This window comes from Lichenihabitans sp. Uapishka_5 (assembly GCF_033947565.1).
In the GTDB taxonomy this organism is placed as follows: domain Bacteria; phylum Pseudomonadota; class Alphaproteobacteria; order Rhizobiales; family Beijerinckiaceae; genus Lichenihabitans.
This window is the reverse complement of record NZ_JARPVX010000080.1, coordinates 1-18,215: the sequence shown is the minus strand read 5'-3', so window position 1 is coordinate 18,215 and position 18,215 is coordinate 1. Positions and strand designations below refer to the sequence as shown.

General features: G+C 65.3%; 15 protein-coding genes and 1 tRNA gene. 4 read left to right on the top strand and 12 right to left on the bottom strand.

Annotation, left to right across the window (positions count from 1 at the left end):
• The first annotated feature begins 295 nt into the window (after positions 1 to 295).
• Positions 296 to 931: a 7-carboxy-7-deazaguanine synthase gene (gene queE / locus P7D22_RS18935; protein ID WP_319935816.1), complete on the top strand. Its 636-nt coding sequence runs from the start codon at positions 296 to 298 to the stop codon at positions 929 to 931.
• Positions 928 to 1,281 carry a 6-carboxytetrahydropterin synthase QueD gene (queD, locus tag P7D22_RS18930; RefSeq protein ID WP_319935815.1) on the top strand — a complete coding sequence of 118 codons (354 nt, stop codon included), beginning with the start codon at positions 928 to 930 and terminating at the stop codon, positions 1,279 to 1,281. Before queE ends, queD begins: the two co-directional genes overlap by 4 nt.
• 114 nt (positions 1,282 to 1,395) lie before the next feature.
• Here queD and lon read toward each other — a convergent pair whose 3' ends face one another.
• The 6 genes from lon to P7D22_RS18900 all read right to left on the bottom strand — a co-directional run bounded on the left by lon (position 1,396) and on the right by P7D22_RS18900 (position 9,718).
• Positions 1,396 to 3,828, bottom strand: a complete 2,433-nt coding sequence (gene lon, locus P7D22_RS18925) for an endopeptidase La (RefSeq protein WP_319935814.1) — start codon at positions 3,826 to 3,828, stop codon at positions 1,396 to 1,398.
• A gap of 271 nt (positions 3,829 to 4,099) precedes the next feature.
• Positions 4,100 to 5,368, bottom strand: a complete 1,269-nt coding sequence (clpX, locus tag P7D22_RS18920) for an ATP-dependent Clp protease ATP-binding subunit ClpX (protein ID WP_319935813.1) — start codon at positions 5,366 to 5,368, stop codon at positions 4,100 to 4,102.
• 268 nt (positions 5,369 to 5,636) lie between these two features.
• Positions 5,637 to 6,269 carry an ATP-dependent Clp protease proteolytic subunit gene (locus tag P7D22_RS18915; RefSeq protein WP_319935812.1) on the bottom strand — a complete coding sequence of 211 codons (633 nt, stop codon included), beginning with the start codon at positions 6,267 to 6,269 and terminating at the stop codon, positions 5,637 to 5,639.
• Between the two features lie 115 nt (positions 6,270 to 6,384).
• The gene (tig, locus tag P7D22_RS18910; protein ID WP_319935811.1) at positions 6,385 to 7,788 is read right to left on the bottom strand and encodes a trigger factor; all 1,404 of its coding nucleotides are present in this window, start codon (positions 7,786 to 7,788) and stop codon (positions 6,385 to 6,387) included.
• 103 nt (positions 7,789 to 7,891) lie between these two features.
• A tRNA-Leu gene (locus tag P7D22_RS18905) sits at positions 7,892 to 7,976 on the bottom strand.
• Positions 7,977 to 8,194: 218 nt separating this feature from the next.
• A complete protein-coding gene (locus P7D22_RS18900) occupies positions 8,195 to 9,718 on the bottom strand; it encodes an NAD(P)H-hydrate dehydratase (RefSeq protein ID WP_319935810.1) in 1,524 nt (507 codons plus the stop codon).
• A gap of 201 nt (positions 9,719 to 9,919) precedes the next feature.
• On the opposite strand from P7D22_RS18900, the gene P7D22_RS18895 reads away from it, so the two are divergent.
• Positions 9,920 to 10,258: a P-II family nitrogen regulator gene (locus P7D22_RS18895; RefSeq protein ID WP_319935809.1), complete on the top strand. Its 339-nt coding sequence runs from the start codon at positions 9,920 to 9,922 to the stop codon at positions 10,256 to 10,258.
• A gap of 60 nt (positions 10,259 to 10,318) precedes the next feature.
• On the top strand, positions 10,319 to 11,728 hold the full coding sequence (gene glnA / locus P7D22_RS18890) for a type I glutamate--ammonia ligase (RefSeq protein ID WP_319935808.1): 1,410 nt from the start codon (positions 10,319 to 10,321) through the stop codon (positions 11,726 to 11,728).
• A 221-nt stretch (positions 11,729 to 11,949) separates the two neighbouring features.
• Here glnA and P7D22_RS18885 read toward each other — a convergent pair whose 3' ends face one another.
• The 6 genes from P7D22_RS18885 to P7D22_RS18860 all read right to left on the bottom strand — a co-directional run.
• Positions 11,950 to 12,480, bottom strand: coding sequence for a DedA family protein (locus tag P7D22_RS18885; RefSeq protein ID WP_319935807.1), 531 nt, complete (start codon positions 12,478 to 12,480; stop codon positions 11,950 to 11,952).
• Positions 12,481 to 12,538: 58 nt separating this feature from the next.
• Positions 12,539 to 13,534: a class II fructose-bisphosphatase gene (gene glpX / locus P7D22_RS18880; protein WP_319935806.1), complete on the bottom strand. Its 996-nt coding sequence runs from the start codon at positions 13,532 to 13,534 to the stop codon at positions 12,539 to 12,541.
• A 27-nt stretch (positions 13,535 to 13,561) separates the two neighbouring features.
• Positions 13,562 to 14,875 (bottom strand): homoserine dehydrogenase, encoded by a 1,314-nt coding sequence (locus P7D22_RS18875; RefSeq protein ID WP_319935805.1) that lies wholly within the window; start codon positions 14,873 to 14,875, stop codon positions 13,562 to 13,564.
• Positions 14,876 to 14,969: 94 nt separating this feature from the next.
• A complete protein-coding gene (dprA, locus tag P7D22_RS18870; RefSeq protein ID WP_319935804.1) occupies positions 14,970 to 16,142 on the bottom strand; it encodes a DNA-processing protein DprA in 1,173 nt (390 codons plus the stop codon).
• Positions 16,139 to 16,729: a glycerol-3-phosphate 1-O-acyltransferase PlsY gene (plsY, locus tag P7D22_RS18865; protein WP_319935803.1), complete on the bottom strand. Its 591-nt coding sequence runs from the start codon at positions 16,727 to 16,729 to the stop codon at positions 16,139 to 16,141. The genes dprA and plsY overlap by 4 nt, the downstream gene beginning before the upstream one ends.
• Positions 16,730 to 16,832: 103 nt before the next feature.
• The coding region (locus tag P7D22_RS18860) for a carbohydrate porin (RefSeq protein WP_319935802.1) at positions 16,833 to 18,215 on the bottom strand (1,383 nt) is incomplete at its 5' end.

The window sequence follows — 18,215 nt, the reverse complement described above, 5'->3', positions numbered from 1 at the left end:
CGCCGTCGATGAACGCCTTATAGGATGCACGCGGATGAGAGGTCAACCGGGGAAAATGGAGAAAACCACGGTGCAACGACCAAAGCGGCATAAGGCGTTGAGCCTTTTAGGGAACTTATTTCACGGCTAACGAATGCCGGGCGGAAGCTCAGGCATGCCAACCCTGGTTGCGCGTCTCCCCCGCAATCTGGGCCTGAGGTGACTCGGCTTCCTTGCTCCAGTAGGGCTGCTCGCCGTTTGCGGCGCCTGCAATCACATCAGCTCGCCACGTCTGAGAAGGCTTTCAGCACCGGTCATGTCCTATGCGGTCAAAGAGATTTTCTACACGCTACAGGGTGAAGGTCGGAACGCCGGTCGTGCGGCTGTGTTCTGCCGCTTCGCCGGCTGCAATCTATGGACAGGCCGGGAGGTGGACCGGCCAAAAGCCACCTGCCAATTCTGCGACACGGATTTTGTCGGTACCGATGGCACAGGTGGCGGCCGTTTCCCGGATGCCGCGACGCTCGCCAAGGCCGTATCGTCCCACTGGCCTTCAGGAGCCGGGGGCGACCCCTTTGTCGTTTTGACCGGGGGCGAACCCCTGCTTCAGGTCGATGCCTCGCTTGTCGATGCCCTGCACGGCGTCGGCTTGGAAATCGCCGTGGAAACCAATGGGACGATCGTGCCGCCAGTCGGAATCGATTGGCTTTGCGTCAGCCCGAAGGCCGGTGCCGCGCTCGCGGTGACAAGGGGCGATGAGCTGAAGCTGGTCTTTCCCCAGGTCGGAGCTGAACCCGAACGGTTCGAGCACCTTGGCTTCCACCACCTCCTGCTTCAGCCGATGGACGGAATCGATCAGGAAGCCAACGTGCGTGCCGCAACCGCCTTCTGCCTTACCCACCCGAAATGGCGTCTGACGCTGCAAACCCATAAGATGCTCGGCATTCGATGAAGATCACCCAGGCTTTCACCTTCGAGGCGGCGCATCGGCTCCCCCACGTTCCCGACACGCATCGCTGCTTCCGCATGCATGGCCATTCGTACCGCGTGGAACTCACGCTCGAAGGGCCAGTCGATCCCGCGACCGGCTTCGTGGTCGACTTCTTCGATGTGGAAGCGGCTTTCGGCCCGCTGCTGCAGCAGCTCGACCATCATTGCCTAAATGAGGTCGAGGGGCTGGAAAATCCAACGGCCGAGCACATTGCTGCCTGGATCTGGAGCCGTGTCAAACCGAGTCTGCCGCTCGTCGCGCTGGTGCGGGTGTTCGAAACGCCCATGTCCTGGGCCGAATACGGCGGCTGATCGCAGCAGAGACGTTAGGGCGCCGCGATATCCGCAGAGGATGGCGCTGACCAGTCGAAACGAAAAAGGCCGCGCGATCCTTCGCGCGGCCTTTTTCTTATTGTGCCTTCTGCCTCAGTGCGCGACAGGGCCGGACTGATCACCGTCGACGGGTGCAACGGCCGCCTTCGGCGTGACGGCGCGCAGATCCTCTTCCCAGGCGATGGCCTCGGGCTGACGCACGAGGGCATGCTTCAGAACGTCGTCCATGCGGGCGACGGGAACAATCTCCAGGGCATTCTTCACCGAAGCCGGGATGTCGACCAGGTCCTTTGCGTTATCCTCCGGGATCAGCACCTTCTTCAGCCCACCCCGCAGGGCCGCCAGAAGCTTCTCCTTCAGGCCGCCGATCGGCAGAACGCGGCCGCGCAACGTCACTTCGCCCGTCATCGCAATGTCGCGACGGATTGGAATGCCGGTGAACACCGAGGTGATCACCGTCGCCATCGCGATACCGGCACTCGGCCCATCCTTCGGGGTCGCCCCTTCCGGGACGTGGACATGGATGTCCCGCTTGTCGAACAGCACCGGCGCGATGCCGAAATCGACCGATCGCGACCGGACATAGGACGCTGCGGCGGAGATCGACTCCTTCATCACGTCTTTCAGGTTGCCAGTCACCGTCATCTTGCCCTTGCCGGGCATCATGACGCCTTCAATCGTCAGCAACTCGCCGCCCACCTCGGTCCAGGCCAATCCCGTCACGACACCGACCTGATCCTCGGTCTCAGCTTCGCCGAAGCGGAACTTCGGCACGCCCAGATAAGCCTCGACGTTGTCGATCGTGACGCTGACGCTCTTGGTTCCGGTGAGGAGGATCTCCTTCACGGCCTTCCGAGCAAGATTCGACAGCTCGCGCTCGAGATTACGAACACCAGCCTCACGAGTGTAGCGCCGCACCAGCTCGTAGAGCGCGCCTTCGTCGATCGACCATTCCCCCTCGGTCAAGCCATGCTTCTTCACGGCGGCCGGGATCAGATGCTTGCGGGCGATCTCGACCTTCTCGTCCTCGGTGTAACCAGCGATACGGATGACCTCCATCCGATCCATCAAAGGACCGGGGATGTTCATCGTATTGGCGGTCGTCACGAACATTACATTCGATAGGTCGTAGTCGACCTCGAGGTAGTGGTCGTTGAAGGTCGAGTTCTGCTCAGGGTCCAAGACCTCGAGCAGAGCCGACGACGGATCGCCGCGAAAGTCCATGCCCATCTTGTCGATCTCGTCGAGCAGGAACAGCGGGTTCGAGGTCTTGGCCTTGCGCATCGACTGGATCAGCTTGCCGGGCATCGATCCGATATAGGTACGACGATGCCCACGGATCTCGGCCTCGTCCCGCACGCCGCCGAGCGACATGCGCACGAACTCGCGACCGGTCGCCTTGGCGATCGACTTGCCAAGCGACGTCTTGCCCACGCCGGGCGGTCCCACAAGGCACAGGATGGGGCCCGTCAGCTTATTGGCCCGGCTCTGCACCGCCAGATATTCGATGATGCGTTCCTTGACCTTGTCGAGGCCGTAATGCTCCTCGTTCAACAGAGCCTCAGCCTGCGGCAGGTCACGCTTGATCTTCGAGCGCTTACCCCACGGGATCGACAACAGCCAGTCGAGGTAGTTGCGGACTACGGTCGCCTCGGCCGACATGGGCGACATCTGGCGCAGCTTCTTCAGCTCCGCCGTCGCCTTGTCGCGCGCTTCCTTGGTCAGCTTCGTGTCCTTGATACGCTGCTCGATCTCGGCAAGGTCGTCCTTGCCGTCCTCGTCACCCAGCTCCTTCTGGATGGCCTTCATCTGCTCGTTCAGGTAGTACTCGCGCTGGGTCTTCTCCATCTGGCGCTTGACGCGCGTCCGGATGCGCTTCTCGACCTGGAGCACCGACACCTCGGATTCCATCAGGCCCAAGCACTTCTCAAGTCGCTTGGCCACCGAGGTCAGCTCGAGGATGGCCTGCTTCTCGCCAATCTTCACCGCGAGGTGGGACGCGACCGTATCGGCCAGCTTGGCGTAATCGGACGTCTGTCCGACAGCCGTCACCACTTCGGGCGAGATCTTCTTGTTGAGCTTGACGTAGCCCTCGAACTCGGTCGCGACCGAACGCGCCAGAGCCTCGACCTCGACAGGGTCGATCTCGGCGTCGGCGAGCACCTCGGCATCCGCCTCGTAATAATCCTCGGTGCGGGTGTAGTCCTTCACGAGCACGCGCGCCGCACCCTCGACCAGCACCTTCACGGTGCCATCGGGAAGCTTCAACAACTGCAGCACGGAAGCCAGGGTGCCGGTCTTGTAGATCGCATCGACCGCTGGGTCGTCATCACCCGCGTTCATCTGCGTGGCCAGCAGGATGAAGCGATCCGACTTCATCACCTCTTCGAGAGCCCGAATGGACTTCTCGCGCCCGACAAAGAGAGGCACGATCATATGGGGGAACACCACGATATCCCGTAGCGGCAGGACCGGGTAGCTATCGATGGTCCCGGGAGCCGCAGGAACGCGCTTCTGGCTGCTCATCTGTTTTTCCTTCAGGAACGCTTCGTCGACGCTCGGATGAGCCGCCAACGTCGCGGGAGCCCCCACGGTCCGAGAAACAGGTCGGACGGGTGCGGAACTCCCTGCCGCAAGGCCGTCAAACGCGCCTCCGGCAATGGGCCGATGGCGCCGTCCCAAGAAGGTTGGACCTATGGTCCGGCGCCTTCCTCGAAATGGCGAGTGAGACGCATTTTACAAGGTTCGATTCCCGTCGAACCTATGGCGCGACCCAGGGCCGCGCCATCAGCATTCGTCAGGCGCTTGCCGGCGCCTTCTCAGACCCGCGTTCCGAGTAGATGTAGAGCGGCCTCGCCTTGCCCTCGACGACCTCCGGCCCGATTACCACCTGCTCGACGCCGTCGAGCCCAGGCAGGTCGTACATCGTGTCGAGCAGGATGCTCTCCATGATGGAGCGCAAGCCGCGCGCCCCGGTCCGCCGTTCGATCGCCTTCTTGGCGACGCCGTTGAGGGCCTCGTCGTTGAAGGTGAGTTCGGTGTTCTCCATCTCGAACAAACGCTGGTATTGCTTGACCAGCGCGTTCTTGGGCTCGGTCAGGATCTTCTTGAGCGCGTCCTCGTCCAGATCCTCGAGCGTGGCGATCACGGGCAGACGACCCACGAATTCCGGAATCAGACCGAACTTCAGCAGATCCTCGGGCTCGACCTTGCGGAACACCTCGCCGGTGCGCCGATCGTCGGGCGATGCCACCTTGGCGCCGAAACCGATCGAGGTTCCCTTGCCGCGACCCGAAATGATCTTCTCGAGCCCCGAGAAGGCGCCGCCGCAGATGAACAGGATGTTGGTCGTGTCCACCTGCAGGAACTCCTGCTGGGGGTGCTTGCGACCGCCCTGGGGCGGCACGGACGCGACCGTGCCTTCCATGATCTTCAGCAGCGCCTGCTGCACGCCTTCGCCCGACACGTCGCGGGTGATCGACGGATTGTCGGACTTGCGGGAAATCTTATCGATCTCGTCGATATAGACGATGCCGCGCTGCGCCCGCTCGACGTTGTAGTCGGAGGCCTGCAGCAGCTTGAGGATGATGTTCTCGACATCCTCGCCCACATAACCGGCTTCCGTCAGCGTCGTCGCATCCGCCATGGTGAACGGAACGTCGAGGATACGGGCCAGCGTCTGCGCCAGCAGCGTCTTGCCGGAGCCCGTCGGGCCGATCAGCAGGATGTTCGACTTCGCAAGCTCGACGTCGGTGTGCTTGGTGGCGTGATTGAGGCGCTTGTAGTGGTTGTGAACCGCCACCGAGAGAACGCGTTTCGCCTGCGGCTGGCCGATCACATAATCGTCCAGAACCTTGCAGATCTCCTTCGGGGTCGGGATGCCGTCACGCTTGTTGACAAGCGACGACTTGCTCTCCTCGCGGATGATGTCCATGCACAGCTCGACGCATTCGTCGCAGATGAACACCGTGGGTCCGGCGATGAGCTTGCGCACCTCATGCTGGCTTTTCCCGCAGAACGAGCAGTAAAGCGTGTTTTTGGAGTCGCTTCCGCCAGCCTTACTCATTGAGGTCTCCTTCGGGCCGCCGCCGGTGGCGGCAGTCAGCCCTTCACAAATCTGAAACGAGAAGCCTAAAGAAAGCGTGCAATCCGCGATCTCCTCGGCTGCTCACGTGCCCTCCCGACACCATTACGCGACCACAAGGCACGACTCGGCATGCAATCATGGGGCCGCGAGCGGAGCAAGAGGGTGAGGCGAGGTCGAAAACGCCCCCGCCCCTGTGGATCCGCCAAGCCGCTGGGCGACCCGACCGTGACGACCGGAGCGAACAGGCCTACTTGGCCTCGGTCGCCTCTTCGGCACGCTTGAACTCGACATTGTCGACGAGACCGAAGTCGCGCGCCTCTTCGGCAGTCATGAAATGGTCGCGGTCGAGCGTCTTTTCAATCGTGTCGTAGTCGCGCCCGGTGTGCTTGACGTAGATCTCGTTCAGGCGGCGCTTGATCTTCATGATGTCCTCCGCGTGACGAAGGATGTCGGAAGCCTGACCCTGGAAGCCACCCGACGGCTGATGCACCATGATGCGGGCGTTCGGCAGGGCATAGCGCATGCCGGCTTCGCCGGCGCACAGCAGCAGGGAGCCCATCGACGCGGCCTGGCCGATGCAGAGCGTCGACACTTTCGGACGGATGAACTGCATGGTGTCGTAGATCGCGAGGCCAGCCGTCACGACGCCGCCGGGCGAATTGATGTACATGAAGATCTCCTTCTTGGGGTTTTCGGCCTCCAAGAAGAGCAGCTGTGCGATAATCACCGAGGCCATGTGGTCTTCCACCGGGCCCGTCAGGAAGATGATGCGTTCGCGCAACATGCGGGAATAAATGTCGAAGCCGCGTTCGCCGCGGCTCGTGTTCTCGATGACCTGCGGGATCAGGTATTGGGCGTAGGTGTCGACGGGATCTCGCATCGCAGGCTTTCCTCAAGCGCTTTCGGGGTGCTTCGGCCAACATAGGAACGGAACGTGGCGAAAGCAAAGCCCCGAAGCCGGCACGCGGGCGAGACGCCCGCGTGCGACGCGACCATCAACCAGCCGCGGTTTCCACTTCCTTGCCGTCGGCCGCGGCGGAAGCGCCCTCTTCGAGGTCTTCGACCTTCATCAGCTCTTCGCGCGACACCGAGCGGTCCTGCACCTTGGCCAGCCCGATGATGTGGTCGACGACCTTCTCCTCGAACAACGGCGCCCGCACCTGAGCCAGAGCCTGCGGGTTCTTGCGGTAGAAGTCCCAGACTTCCTTTTCCTGACCGGGGTACTGACGCACCATCTCGGTGAGGGCCCGCACGAGTTCCGGCTCCTCGACCTTCACGGCCGCCTTCTCGCCGACATCGGCCAGCACGAGACCAAGCCGCACGCGGCGCTCGGCGATCTTGCGGTATTCGGCGCGCTGCTCGTCTTCCGTGGTCTTCTCGTCCTCGAAGGAGCGACCGGACTGCTTCTGCTCGGCCTCCACCTGGCCCCAGATCTGCTGGAACTCCTGGGCCACGAGCCCGTCGGGCAGATCGAAGGAATATCGCTTGTCGAGCGCGTCGAGCAGGCGCCGCTTCAGCTTGTCACGCGACATCTTCGCGAGATCGTCCTTCATGCGCTCACGGATGGCGTCCTTCAGAGCATCGAGCGTATCGAAGCCGAAGGTTTTGGCCAGCTCGTCGTCCATCGTCACCGCTCCGGGAGCCTCGATGGCCTTGACGGTCACATCGAAGCTGGCGTCCTGACCGGCGAGCTTCGGCGAAGCGTATTGATCGGGGAACTTCACCTCGAGCTTGCGGTGTTCGCCGACCTTGGCGCCGACAAGCTGCTGCTCGAAGCCGGGGATGAAGCTTTCGGAGCCGAGGGTGACTGGCATGTCCTGGCCGGAACCGCCTTCGAAGTTTTCGCCGTTCAGCTTGCCCTCGAAGTCGATGGTGAGCTTATCGCCTTCCGCTGCGACCGCGTCATCACCTTCCTTGGGCGTATAGGCGCGGTTCTGGTCGGCCATGCGGGACACGGTCTTCTCGACCTCGGCGTCGTCGATCTCGACCACCTGACGCTCGAGCTCGATGTCATCGAAGCTACCGACGTCAAAGGTCGGCAGCGTCTCGAGCGCCACCGTGAAAGCGAGGTCGCCACGCGCCTCGAGCGCCTGCTCAAGCTCGGCCTGGTTCTGGGCCAGATCGATCTTCGGCTCGAGCGCCAGACGCAGGTTGTTTTCTTCGACGATCTTGCGGTTCGCCTCGTTGACGGCGTTCTGCACAACGTCGCTCATCAGCGACTTGCCATACAGGCGCTTCAGGTGCGCGGTCGGCACCTTGCCGGGACGAAAGCCCTTGATGTTGGCCTTGGCCTTGAGGTCCGCGAGCTCGGATTCGAGCTTGGACGCGAGGTCGGCTGCCGGGAGCACCACCTTGTATTGGCGCTTGAGCCCTTCAGCGCTGATTTCCGTCACCTGCATCTGCGTCGCCTTCCAACCTTCACAATCACCAATGCCGCCACGACGAGCGGCAATACGAATTCTTGGGTCTCAACGGGAGCCCCGGAGCGCTGCGGACGGACGATGGTGCGGGCGGAGGGACTCGAACCCCCACAACGTTAGTCACTGGAACCTAAATCCAGCGCGTCTACCAGTTCCGCCACGCCCGCGCGGTCTCGCGCCCGCTCATAGGGCGACGCTTCTTATCAATGCGACACGCAGGATGCAGCAAGTTTTTTATCGCAAGGCGAGCGATCCCCTCGCCGAACCCTGAAACCAGCACCGCGGATCGGCGTGGATAGTCGAGAGGGCGTTCCGCTCGTCAATCGGGATCGACACTGGGCAGCCCTGCCTCATCGAGGCCGACGGGGCCATCGAAGCAAAGCGATCATATCCGGTCGAGACCAGCCTGATTATGAAGGTCGCGCAAAACGCGCGGCAGGGTTTCGGGAAGGTCCTCGGCGATAAGCCCGGGCCCGAACAAGCGCGCCGCCATGGTGTGCAGGTGGTCGCCCGCGAGCGCGGCTTCAAAAGCAGGCATGCCCTGGGTCATCAGGCCGCCAATCAACCCCGACAGAACATCACCGGACCCTGCGGTCGCCAACCAGGCCGAACCACCATCCGCGATAGCGGCGCGGCCCTCGGGATCGGCCACCACGGTGTCGGGACCCTTCAGCAACACCACGCATCCCAGGAAGCGCGCCGCCGCACGGGCGCGCTGCAGCTTCGAGCCGGCTTGGATTTCGGGCTCAGCCGAAAAAAGGCGTGCAAATTCTCCGTCGTGCGGCGTGATGACGGTCGGCCCCGGTGCCTTGGCGATCAGGGCCCGCAGACCTGCAGCATCGCCGGAAAAGCTCGTCAGCGCATCGGCGTCGAGCAGGCAGGCCCTGGCCCGCCCGTCGGCCGGACGCTCCGGCTGCGGCACCAAGGCCACAGCGACGGCCTCGCGTGTCGCTACGCAGACGCCCAGACCGGGCCCGAGCACCACAGCATTGCGGCGGGGATCGGCGAGCAAAGCGGCAAGGCCGGCGGCGCCCTCCGCGGCCCGCACCATGACGGCGGTCAACTGGCTCGCGTTGACCAGCAGGGCGTCCTCGGGCGACGCCAAGGTCACGAGGCCTGCCCCGACCCGTAGCGCGGCGCGGGCCGCCAAACGCGCGGCTCCCGTCTGCCAGGCATCGCCCGACACCACGACAGCATGGCCGCGTTTGTACTTGTGCCCGTCGGCATCGGGCCACGGGAATTGGTCGAGCCAAAGGCTAGGCGTGTTTAACACGGTGTCGCCCAAAGGGGCCGCCAGTCCGATATCAGCCACCGTCAGACCACCCCGGAAGCGCCGACCGGGATAAAGGTAGTGCCCCGGCTTGGCGGTGCCGAAGCTCACGGTCTGCGAGGCCATCACGGCAACGCCCCGCACGCCGCCCGTCGTCGCGTCGACACCCGACGGGATGTCGATCGCCAGAACGGGGCGGCGTGCCCGGTTCAGACGCTCGATGAGTTCGGCGGCGGCGCCCTCGATCGGCCGCGACAGCCCTGCCCCGAACAGGGCGTCGACGACGAGCCCATACGCCGCAGGATCGAATCGCTGTGCAGATTCGATGGGGCCCGCCCAGCGGCCGCACGCTTCGGCGGCATCGCCCTGCCACGTCGCATCGCGATCGAGCGCCACAACCTCGACGCGCCAGCCGGCCTCGACGAGATGGTGTGCCACCACGAACCCGTCGCCACCATTGTTGCCGGGACCGCACAACACCGCGGCCGTTCGCTCTCCGCCGAACGTCTGGCAAAGCTCGGCCGCCGCGGCGCCAGCCCGCTCCATCAGACTGAAGCCCGTGACGCCGGCCTCGATGGCGCGACGTTCAGCAGCCCTTGTCTCAACAGCGTCCAAAAGGATGGTGGCGGAAGCTCGCATCAGGCGGCAGACCTCGTTGGGCTGGACGTGCCGAAGCTCGCCAAGGCGGCGACGCGCACGTGAAGAAACCTCTCGGGTCCCTGATTGCGCATGGCGGCCCCCTGCCCGACCTGCTAATCTTGGCTACCGCGGCCGTTTCGACCCCGGCGCGGCTCAGCCCAGCGGGAACGATCCGCGCCCCAGCGTGAGTTCCACCGACCGATGAAAAAGATCGAAGCCATCATCAAGCCGTTCAAGCTGGACGAGGTGAAGGAAGCGCTTCAGGAGGTCGGACTGCTGGGGATCACGGTAACCGAAGCCAAGGGCTTCGGCCGGCAGAAGGGCCATACGGAACTCTACCGTGGCGCCGAATACGTGGTCGACTTCCTTCCCAAGGTGAAGATCGAGATCGTGCTGGGCGACGAGATGGTCGAGGCCGCCGTCGAAGCGATTCGCAAATCCGCCCAGACGGGACGCATCGGCGACGGCAAGATCTTCGTGTCGAATATCGAGGATGCCATCCGGATTCGCACGGGCGAAACCGGGCCCGACGCTATATAGACCGGCAGGAGGCCCGGGCGGGGGAGCGCGGGCCGCAAGGTAACCGTGGAAGGACACCGCATGAAGACCGCCCAGGACGTGCTCAAGGCGATCAGGGACAACGACATCAAATACGTCGACTTCCGCTTCACCGACCCGCGCGGCAAGTGGCAGCACGTGACCTTCGACGTGTCGATCGTCGATGAAGATGCGTTTTCCGACGGCGTGATGTTCGACGGGTCGTCGATCGCCGGTTGGAAGGCCATCAACGAATCCGACATGACCTTGATGCCGGACCCCGAGACGGCCTGCATGGACCCCTTCTTTTCGGCCTCCACCATGTCGATCGTCTGCGACGTCCTCGAGCCCGGCACCGGCGAGCCCTATGGCCGCGATCCGCGCGGCGTCGCCAAGAAGGCCGAGGCCTATCTGAAGTCGACCGGCATCGGCGACACTATCTTCGTCGGCCCCGAAGCCGAATTCTTCGTCTTCGACGACGTGCGCTTCAAGGCGGACCCTTACAACACCGGCTTCATCCTCGATTCGATCGAACTCCCGTCGAACCAGGACACCGCCTACGAGGGCGGCAATCTCGGCCATCGCATCCGCACCAAGGGTGGTTATTTCCCGGTGCCGCCGATGGATTCGGCCCAGGACATGCGCGGCGAGATGCTGGCCGCCATGGCGTCGATGGGCGTCAAGGTCGAGAAGCACCACCACGAGGTGGCGTCCGCCCAGCACGAACTCGGCATGAAGTTCGACACCATGACGTTGATGGCCGACGGCATGCAGATCTACAAATATTGCATCCACCAGGTCGCCAATTCCTACGGCAAGACCGCGACCTTCATGCCGAAGCCGGTGTTCGGCGACAACGGCTCGGGCATGCACGTCCACATGTCGATCTGGAAGGACGGCAAGCCGGTCTTCGCGGGCGACCGCTATGCGGACCTGTCCGAAACCTGCCTGTTCTACATCGGCGGCATCATCAAGCACGCCAAGGCCCTCAACGCCTTCACCAACCCGTCGACCAACTCCTATAAGCGGCTGGTCCCGGGCTATGAGGCGCCGGTGCTGCTCGCTTATTCGGCGCGCAACCGGTCGGCTTCGTGTCGCATCCCCTACACGTCGAATCCGAAGGCCAAGCGCGTCGAGGTCCGCTTCCCGGACCCGACCGCCAATCCCTATCTCGCTTTCGCGGCCATGCTGATGGCCGGACTCGACGGGATCCAGAACAAGATCCATCCGGGCGAAGCGATGGACAAGGACCTGTACGATCTGCCGCCGCAGGAGCTGAAGCAGATCCCCACGGTCTGTGGATCGCTGCGCGAAGCGCTCGAAAGCCTCGAGAAGGACCATGCCTTCCTGCTGGCCGGTGGCGTGTTCGACGCCGACTTCATCAAGTCGTTCATCGAGCTGAAGATGACCGAGGTGATGCGGACCGAAATGACCCCGCATCCGGTCGAATTCGACATGTATTACTCGGCTTAAGGCCGGGCAACAGCGTTCGCCACGGCGCGCAACCCGTCGACCTCCTCATTCCGGACGCTGCAAAGCGGCGATCCGGAATCGAGGCGCCTCGGTGATCCCTGTCGAGGCACACCAGCATGAAGGTCTGCTCCCTGGAATGAGAGCCGCAACGGCAAAACGAAGCGAAACGGAATACGAAAAAGGGCGGCAGCGATGCCGCCCTTTTTCGTGGCCAGATCGCCTTAGCCGAAGACCTGCCGCATCCAGGCGACGCCAAAGGCGCCCGGCACCATCAACCCGGCCGACCACAAGAGGGCCGAGGTCATGTTCGCGATCTGAAAAGGCCAGAACGGCATCGCCCCCATGCCGGCCACCAGCGGCACCGTTGCCCTCAGCGGGCCGAGAAAGCGCCCCAGGAACACCCCCAGCGCACCCCAGCGCTCGAAAAACCGATGGGTGCGCGGCAGCATCTCGGGATAGCGGGTGAAGGGCCAGAGCGTCGAGATCCGATGCCCGAAGCGATGGCCGAGCCAGTAAGACAGCCAGTCGCCCAGCGCCGCCCCGACGGCCGCCCCGATCCAGATCTCCGTAAAGGAGATGCTCGACAAGGGCACGAGGCCGCCGATGGCGATCAGCAGGATCGCCGACGGGACGAGCAACGACACGAAGGCGAGCGATTCCAGAAAGGCCAGCCCAAAGCAGATCGGCCCCGCCCAGGCATGATGGGTCCGGACGACCGTCAGCGCGGCGTCACTCATCTCGCCGATGGTCATGCCGTCACACGATCGCGCCGCAGCACGCCTGGCCCATTCCGCTCGTTTGGCTCGTGGCTCAATCCAGCCGGAACTTACCGAGCTCGCGGTGCTCGGCCTTGATGCGACGCACCGTGCCGGTCACCGAGCGATAGATCAGCGTTTCGGTCTCGACCGTGTTCTGCTTGAACTTGACGCCCGCCAGCAGGCCGCCGTCCGTGACGCCCGTGGCCGCCACCACCACGTCGCCGGCCGCGAGTTCCTTCATGTCATAGGTCTTCTTCGGGTCGGTGATGCCCATCTTGCGGGCGCGCTCGATCTTTTCCTCGGTGTCGAGGATCAACCGCCCCTGCATCTGGCCGCCGACGCAGCGCAGCGCACCCGCCGCCAGCACGCCTTCCGGCGCCCCGCCGGTCCCGATGTAGAGGTCGATGCCGGTCTCGTCCGGTTGCGCCGTCAGGATGACGCCGGCCACGTCGCCATCGGTTAACAGGCGCAGCGACGCGCCCGCCTTGCGGCAGGCCGCGATGAGACCCGCATGACGCTCGCGGTCGAGCACACAGACCGTGATGTCCTGGGGCCGCACGCCCTTGGCCTTGGCAAGCGAGCGGATGTTCTCCTCAGGCGTCATGTCGAGGTCGACGGTGCCCTTGGGATAGCCCGGCCCGATGGCGATCTTTTCCATGTAGACGTCGGGCGCGTTCAGCAGCGACCCGGCTTGCGCCATGGCCATCACGGCGATCGAGCCGGGCATGTCCTTGGCGCACAGGGTGGTGCCCTCGAGCGGATCGACCGCGATATCGACCTTCGGGCCCGTCTTGGTGCCGACGCGCTCGCCGATGAACAACATCGGCGCTTCGTCGCGCTCGCCTTCCCCGATCACGATGGTGCCGTCGATCGGCAGGCGGTTCAGCTCGCGGCGCATGGCATCGACGGCGGCCTGGTCGGCTGCCTTCTCGTCGCCCCGCCCCCGCAGCCGCGCGGCCGAGACGGCGGCGCGTTCCGTGACGCGGACGAGTTCGAGCGTCAGAATGCGCTCGATGATGTCCTGCTGCTGAATGACGAGATCGGTCATGACTCTCCCCTTGGACGGCTATGGCGCCTATTCGCGCTCGATGCGGATGGATTGCGGACGCCCCACCACCCAGCCGTCCTGCATGATGGCGTCGAGCGCCTCACGGATGATAGCCTCGGTGGTCGCATAGGTGATCAACACCACGGGAACGGCTGGCGCCGCCGCCCCGTCCGCCGCGCGTCGGAACGGCTGGCGCTGCATGATGCTCTCGAACGAGATGCCGCGCTCCGCCATGCGGGCCGCGATGGCCGCGACCGCGCCGGGCTTGTCGGCCACGTTCAGCCGCACGTAATAGCCGCCCTCGTGGCGCTGCAGGGGCAGCGGCGCGGTCGGCACCAGCATTGCCACCGGGCGGCCGAACGGCGCCGAGCGGACGCCGCGCGCGATGTCGGCGATGTCGGCCACCACCGCGGAGGCGGTCGCCTCGCCACCGGCGCCGGGGCCGATCAACGTCAGTTCGCGCACCGCATCGGCATCCACCGTCACGGCATTGGTGACGCCCATCACCTGGGCGATGGCGGACGATTTCGGCACCATGGTCGGATGCACGCGCCCCTCGATGCCATCGACCACCCGCCGGGCGACGCCAAGCAGCTTGATGCGGAAGCCGAGCTCGTCGGCAGCCCGGATATCGGCGAGGCTGATCGACCGGATGCCTTCCACGTGGATGGCATCGGCCGCGATGGCGGTGCCGAACGCGAGGGTCGACAGGATCGCCAGCTTATGGGCGGTGTCGAAGCCGTCGATGTCGAAGGTCGGATCGGCTTCGGCATAGCCGAGCGCCTGCGCTTCCGCGAGGCAGGCCTCGAAGCTGAGCCCCTCGAGCTCCATGCGGCTGAGGATATAGTTGCAGGTGCCGTTCAGGATGCCGTAGACGCGATCGATCACATTGCCGGCCAAGCCTTCGCGCAGGGTCTTGACCACCGGGATGCCGCCCGCCACCGACGCTTCGAAGCCGAGCGGCGCGCGCATCTCTTCGGCCAGGGTGGCGAGCTCCATGCCATGGGCCGCCAGCAGCGCCTTGTTGGCCGTCACCACGGCCTTGCCGGCACCGAGTGCCGCCCGCACGGCTGCCCGCGCCGGGTCGCCGTTGCCGCCCATCAGCTCCACGAAAAGGTCGATGTCGGGCGATTGCGCCAAGGCCACGGGGTCGTCGTGCCAACGAACCTCGCCGAGGTCGAGCGCCTCGGCCTTGCGGCGGTCGCGGGCCGACACGCCCGTCACGACGATGCGGCGGCGGGTGGTGCCTTCCAGAGCCCCGGCCTGCAGGCGCAGGCGGGACAGCACCGAGGCGCCGACCGTGCCTAATCCTGCTAGTCCGATGCGCAAAGGGGAAGGCATGAGCGTTAAGATCCGGTTCGACCGCTCTCGGGCGGCTTAAGCGCCGCTGTTCTGCCTGACTCCGCCCAGAGAGGCAAATGCCGTCCGGCGCAGGCTATCGGACCGCGGAACCGATCGCGAAGCCCGCGTCGGTGCGCTCGACCGTGCCGGCGAGTTCGAGTTCAACCAAGGTGGCCCGCACGGTCCCGGCCGCGAGGCCCGACAATTGCACCAGCAGGTCGAGGCCGACCGGCACCGGCCCGAGCAGGGCCAGAAGAATCGCCGAGGCGTCCTGCCGCGTTGCGCTCGGCTGTTCGGCCGCCACGGGATCGTCCGGGCCGTCGAGCAGCGCCCACAGGTCGACACCCGGGTCGTCCTTCAAGCGTGACCCGCCCGCGTGCGCGACGGACGTCACGTCGCGCAACGGCGCGAGCGCCTCGACCACATCGCTCGCAGCCGTGCACAGGGTTGCGCCCTGGCGCAACAGGTCGTTGGTGCCTTCCGCCCGAGGGTCGAGCGGCGAGCCCGGCACCGCGAAGACCTCACGCCCTTGCTCGTTGGCGAGCCGCGCCGTGATGAGCGAGCCGGACCGCCGGGCCGCCTCGACCACCACGGTGCCGAGGCTCAAGCCGGACACGATCCGATTGCGGCGGGGAAAGTCGCGGCCGCGCGCCACCCAGGCCGCCGGCATTTCGCTCACCACCGCGCCGCCCTCGTCGACGATCCGCGCAAAGAGGCCCGCATGTTCGGGTGGGTAGATGCGATCGAGCCCCCCTGCCAACACCGCCACCGTGCCGGTTTGCAGAGCAGCCGCATGGGCTCGCCCATCGATGCCGCGCGCGAGGCCCGACACGATCGAGAAACCGGCGCTGCCCAGCGCGGACGCCAGGATCTCGGCAAAGCGTAGGCCATTGGCGGAAGCGTTCCGCGCGCCCACGATGGCGACGGCCGGCCTGTTCAGCAGCGCCGGCGTACCCGCGACGCACACCACCGGCGGCGCCCCGCCGATGGTGCGGAGGATCGATGGGAAGGCCGCGTCCCTCCAGGTCAACACGTGCCATACCCGCGCATCTGCGTGGTCGAGCTCCCGGCAAGCCTCGTCGCGCGAGCCGATCCGGATGGCGCCATCGCGGCGCCGGTTCAGCGCCGGCAAGGCCGCCAGCGCGGCCGCGGCGGTGCCGAAGCGCTCGATCAGACCCGCGAAGGTCAGGGGGCCGACACCCTCCGACCGGGCCAAACGGAGCCAGGCGATACGCTCTTCCGCGCGGAAGGGCGCGGCGTCGCTCAAGATTTCTGGCCGATCCGGCTTTCCTGCCGGCGCATCAGACGACCGATATTGGCCCGGTGGGTCAGCCAAAGGATGGCGGTCAAAACCAGAAACACCACGGCGGCCTCGATCTGCCCGGAAAGCAGCAGTCCGGCCGGGCTCACGAGGCTTGCCACCAAGGCCGACAGCGACGAATAGCGGCTCGTCAGGGCGACCAGCAGCCATGCCGCGATGAAGACGAGGCCGACCGGCCAGGCGACGCCGAGCAAACAACCGAGATAGGTTGCGACCCCCTTGCCGCCGCGAAAGCGCAGCCAGACCGGCCACACATGGCCCACGAAGGCCCCAACCGCCGCCGCCAAAGCCACATCGCGATCCCACAGCATCCCGGCGAGCAGCACGGCGGCGGTCCCCTTCAGGCCGTCGAGCAACAGCGTCGCGGCCGCCAGGTCCTTGCGGCCGGTGCGCAGCACATTGGTGGCACCGATGTTGCCGGAGCCGATGCCGCGCAGGTCGCGCGTGCCGGCGAGGCGCGTCAGGATCAAGCCGAACGGGATCGATCCGAGCAGGTAGCCGAGCAGCAGGGCGGCGATGAAAGACGAAGTCACGCGGCGTCCGGGGCTCGAGGCGGTGCGGCTCGCGGACCACCGGCAAAGGCGGCCTGCGGGGCCCCGGGCAGCGGCGCCGCCCGGCAAAACAGGGTTCTTCCGCCTAGAGGCTTCCCGGGCCCTTGGCCAGCCCCGCCAGAGTGAAAAGGTCGACCGACAGCTTGCAACCGATCACCAGCGTGTCGGGGATCGGCTTGTCGCGATACGGGTAGCGGAGCTGGTCGGGGTCGAGGATGTATTGCAGGTTCGGCGTCACGCGCACGGCCGGCGTCACCTGCAGGCCGTAGTTCAATTCGAAGAACGTCTGGTTGGTGGCGACATCCGTCGACAAGCCCATCGAGCGGCGCGCCGATCGGATGTTGGCGAGGCCGATGTCCGAATAGGCCTGCGTCGACACGAAGGCGTCGACCGAATCGAAGGGGCGGCTTTCGAACGGACCGAGGTATACGGCGCCGAAGCCGAGGTAATAGGTCTCGATCTGCCGGCCGCCGGTGCCCTCGAGCGCGATACCGAACACGGTCAGACCGCGGGGTGACGTGGGATCGGGGCGGTACACCATCTGGTCGAAGCGCTGGTAGGTGAGCGTGCGCCCGAACTCCTGCTCGGGCGACAGCCCGGTCAGGAAGGACGATCCACCCTGGGTGTCCAGCACGGCGTCGCTGTAGGGCGACTGGTCGATGATGGCGCCGACGCCGAAGTGGCGGGGCATCGGGTCGTTGTCGAAGGTCGTGGCGTAACCGAGCTCGAAGGGGACGTTGTAGCCGGTCGCCTTGGCGAAGAAGTCGACGCCATGGTCGCCGCGGTCGACGCTGCTCGGCGCGACCTCGTAGGCGCCGATGTTGAAGAAATACTTGTCGGTGAGCTTCAGCTTCATGGTGCCGGCCCAGGTCGGCGCCGGAAAGAAGGTGAAGTTGGTGTCCGAGAAGGCGAGGCTGGGCGTGCCGCAGATCGAATTGTTCTGGAAGTTGCAATGGAGCGGGTTCGCCAGGAAGGCGACCTGCCCGGGCAGCCGGCCGACCTCGAAGTCGACGCGGTCGTCGAACAGCTTCTGCTCGAAGCTGAGGTAGGTGAGACGGTAGGTCTGCCCGCCGCCGTAGATTTCCTGCACCGAAATGGAGTTGCCGATCAGGTCCTTCGACAGGCTCTTGCCGTTGCGTTCGGTTCCGAGGGCATGGAGTGACGAGCCCGTCAGGCCCGCATATTTGCCGAGATCGATGTCGACGCCGAGCAGAACCTGGTCGGCGTAGCGGGCACCCTGCTTGATGCCGCCGTAAGGGTTGCCGGCGACTTCACCGGTGTAGTTCGCGACGGCCGTAATGCCGTTACCGAAGTCGAGCGTGCCCGGCGGCAGCGTCGTGGGGGTTGTCGGGGTGGCGGAATTGCCCTGAACATTGGTGATGCGACGGGCGCCGCCGACGCCGCTGGCTGTGCCGCTGGCGCCGGATGCCGTGCCGGGCCCCGGCGTCTGCGCCGTGCTGGCCCCGGG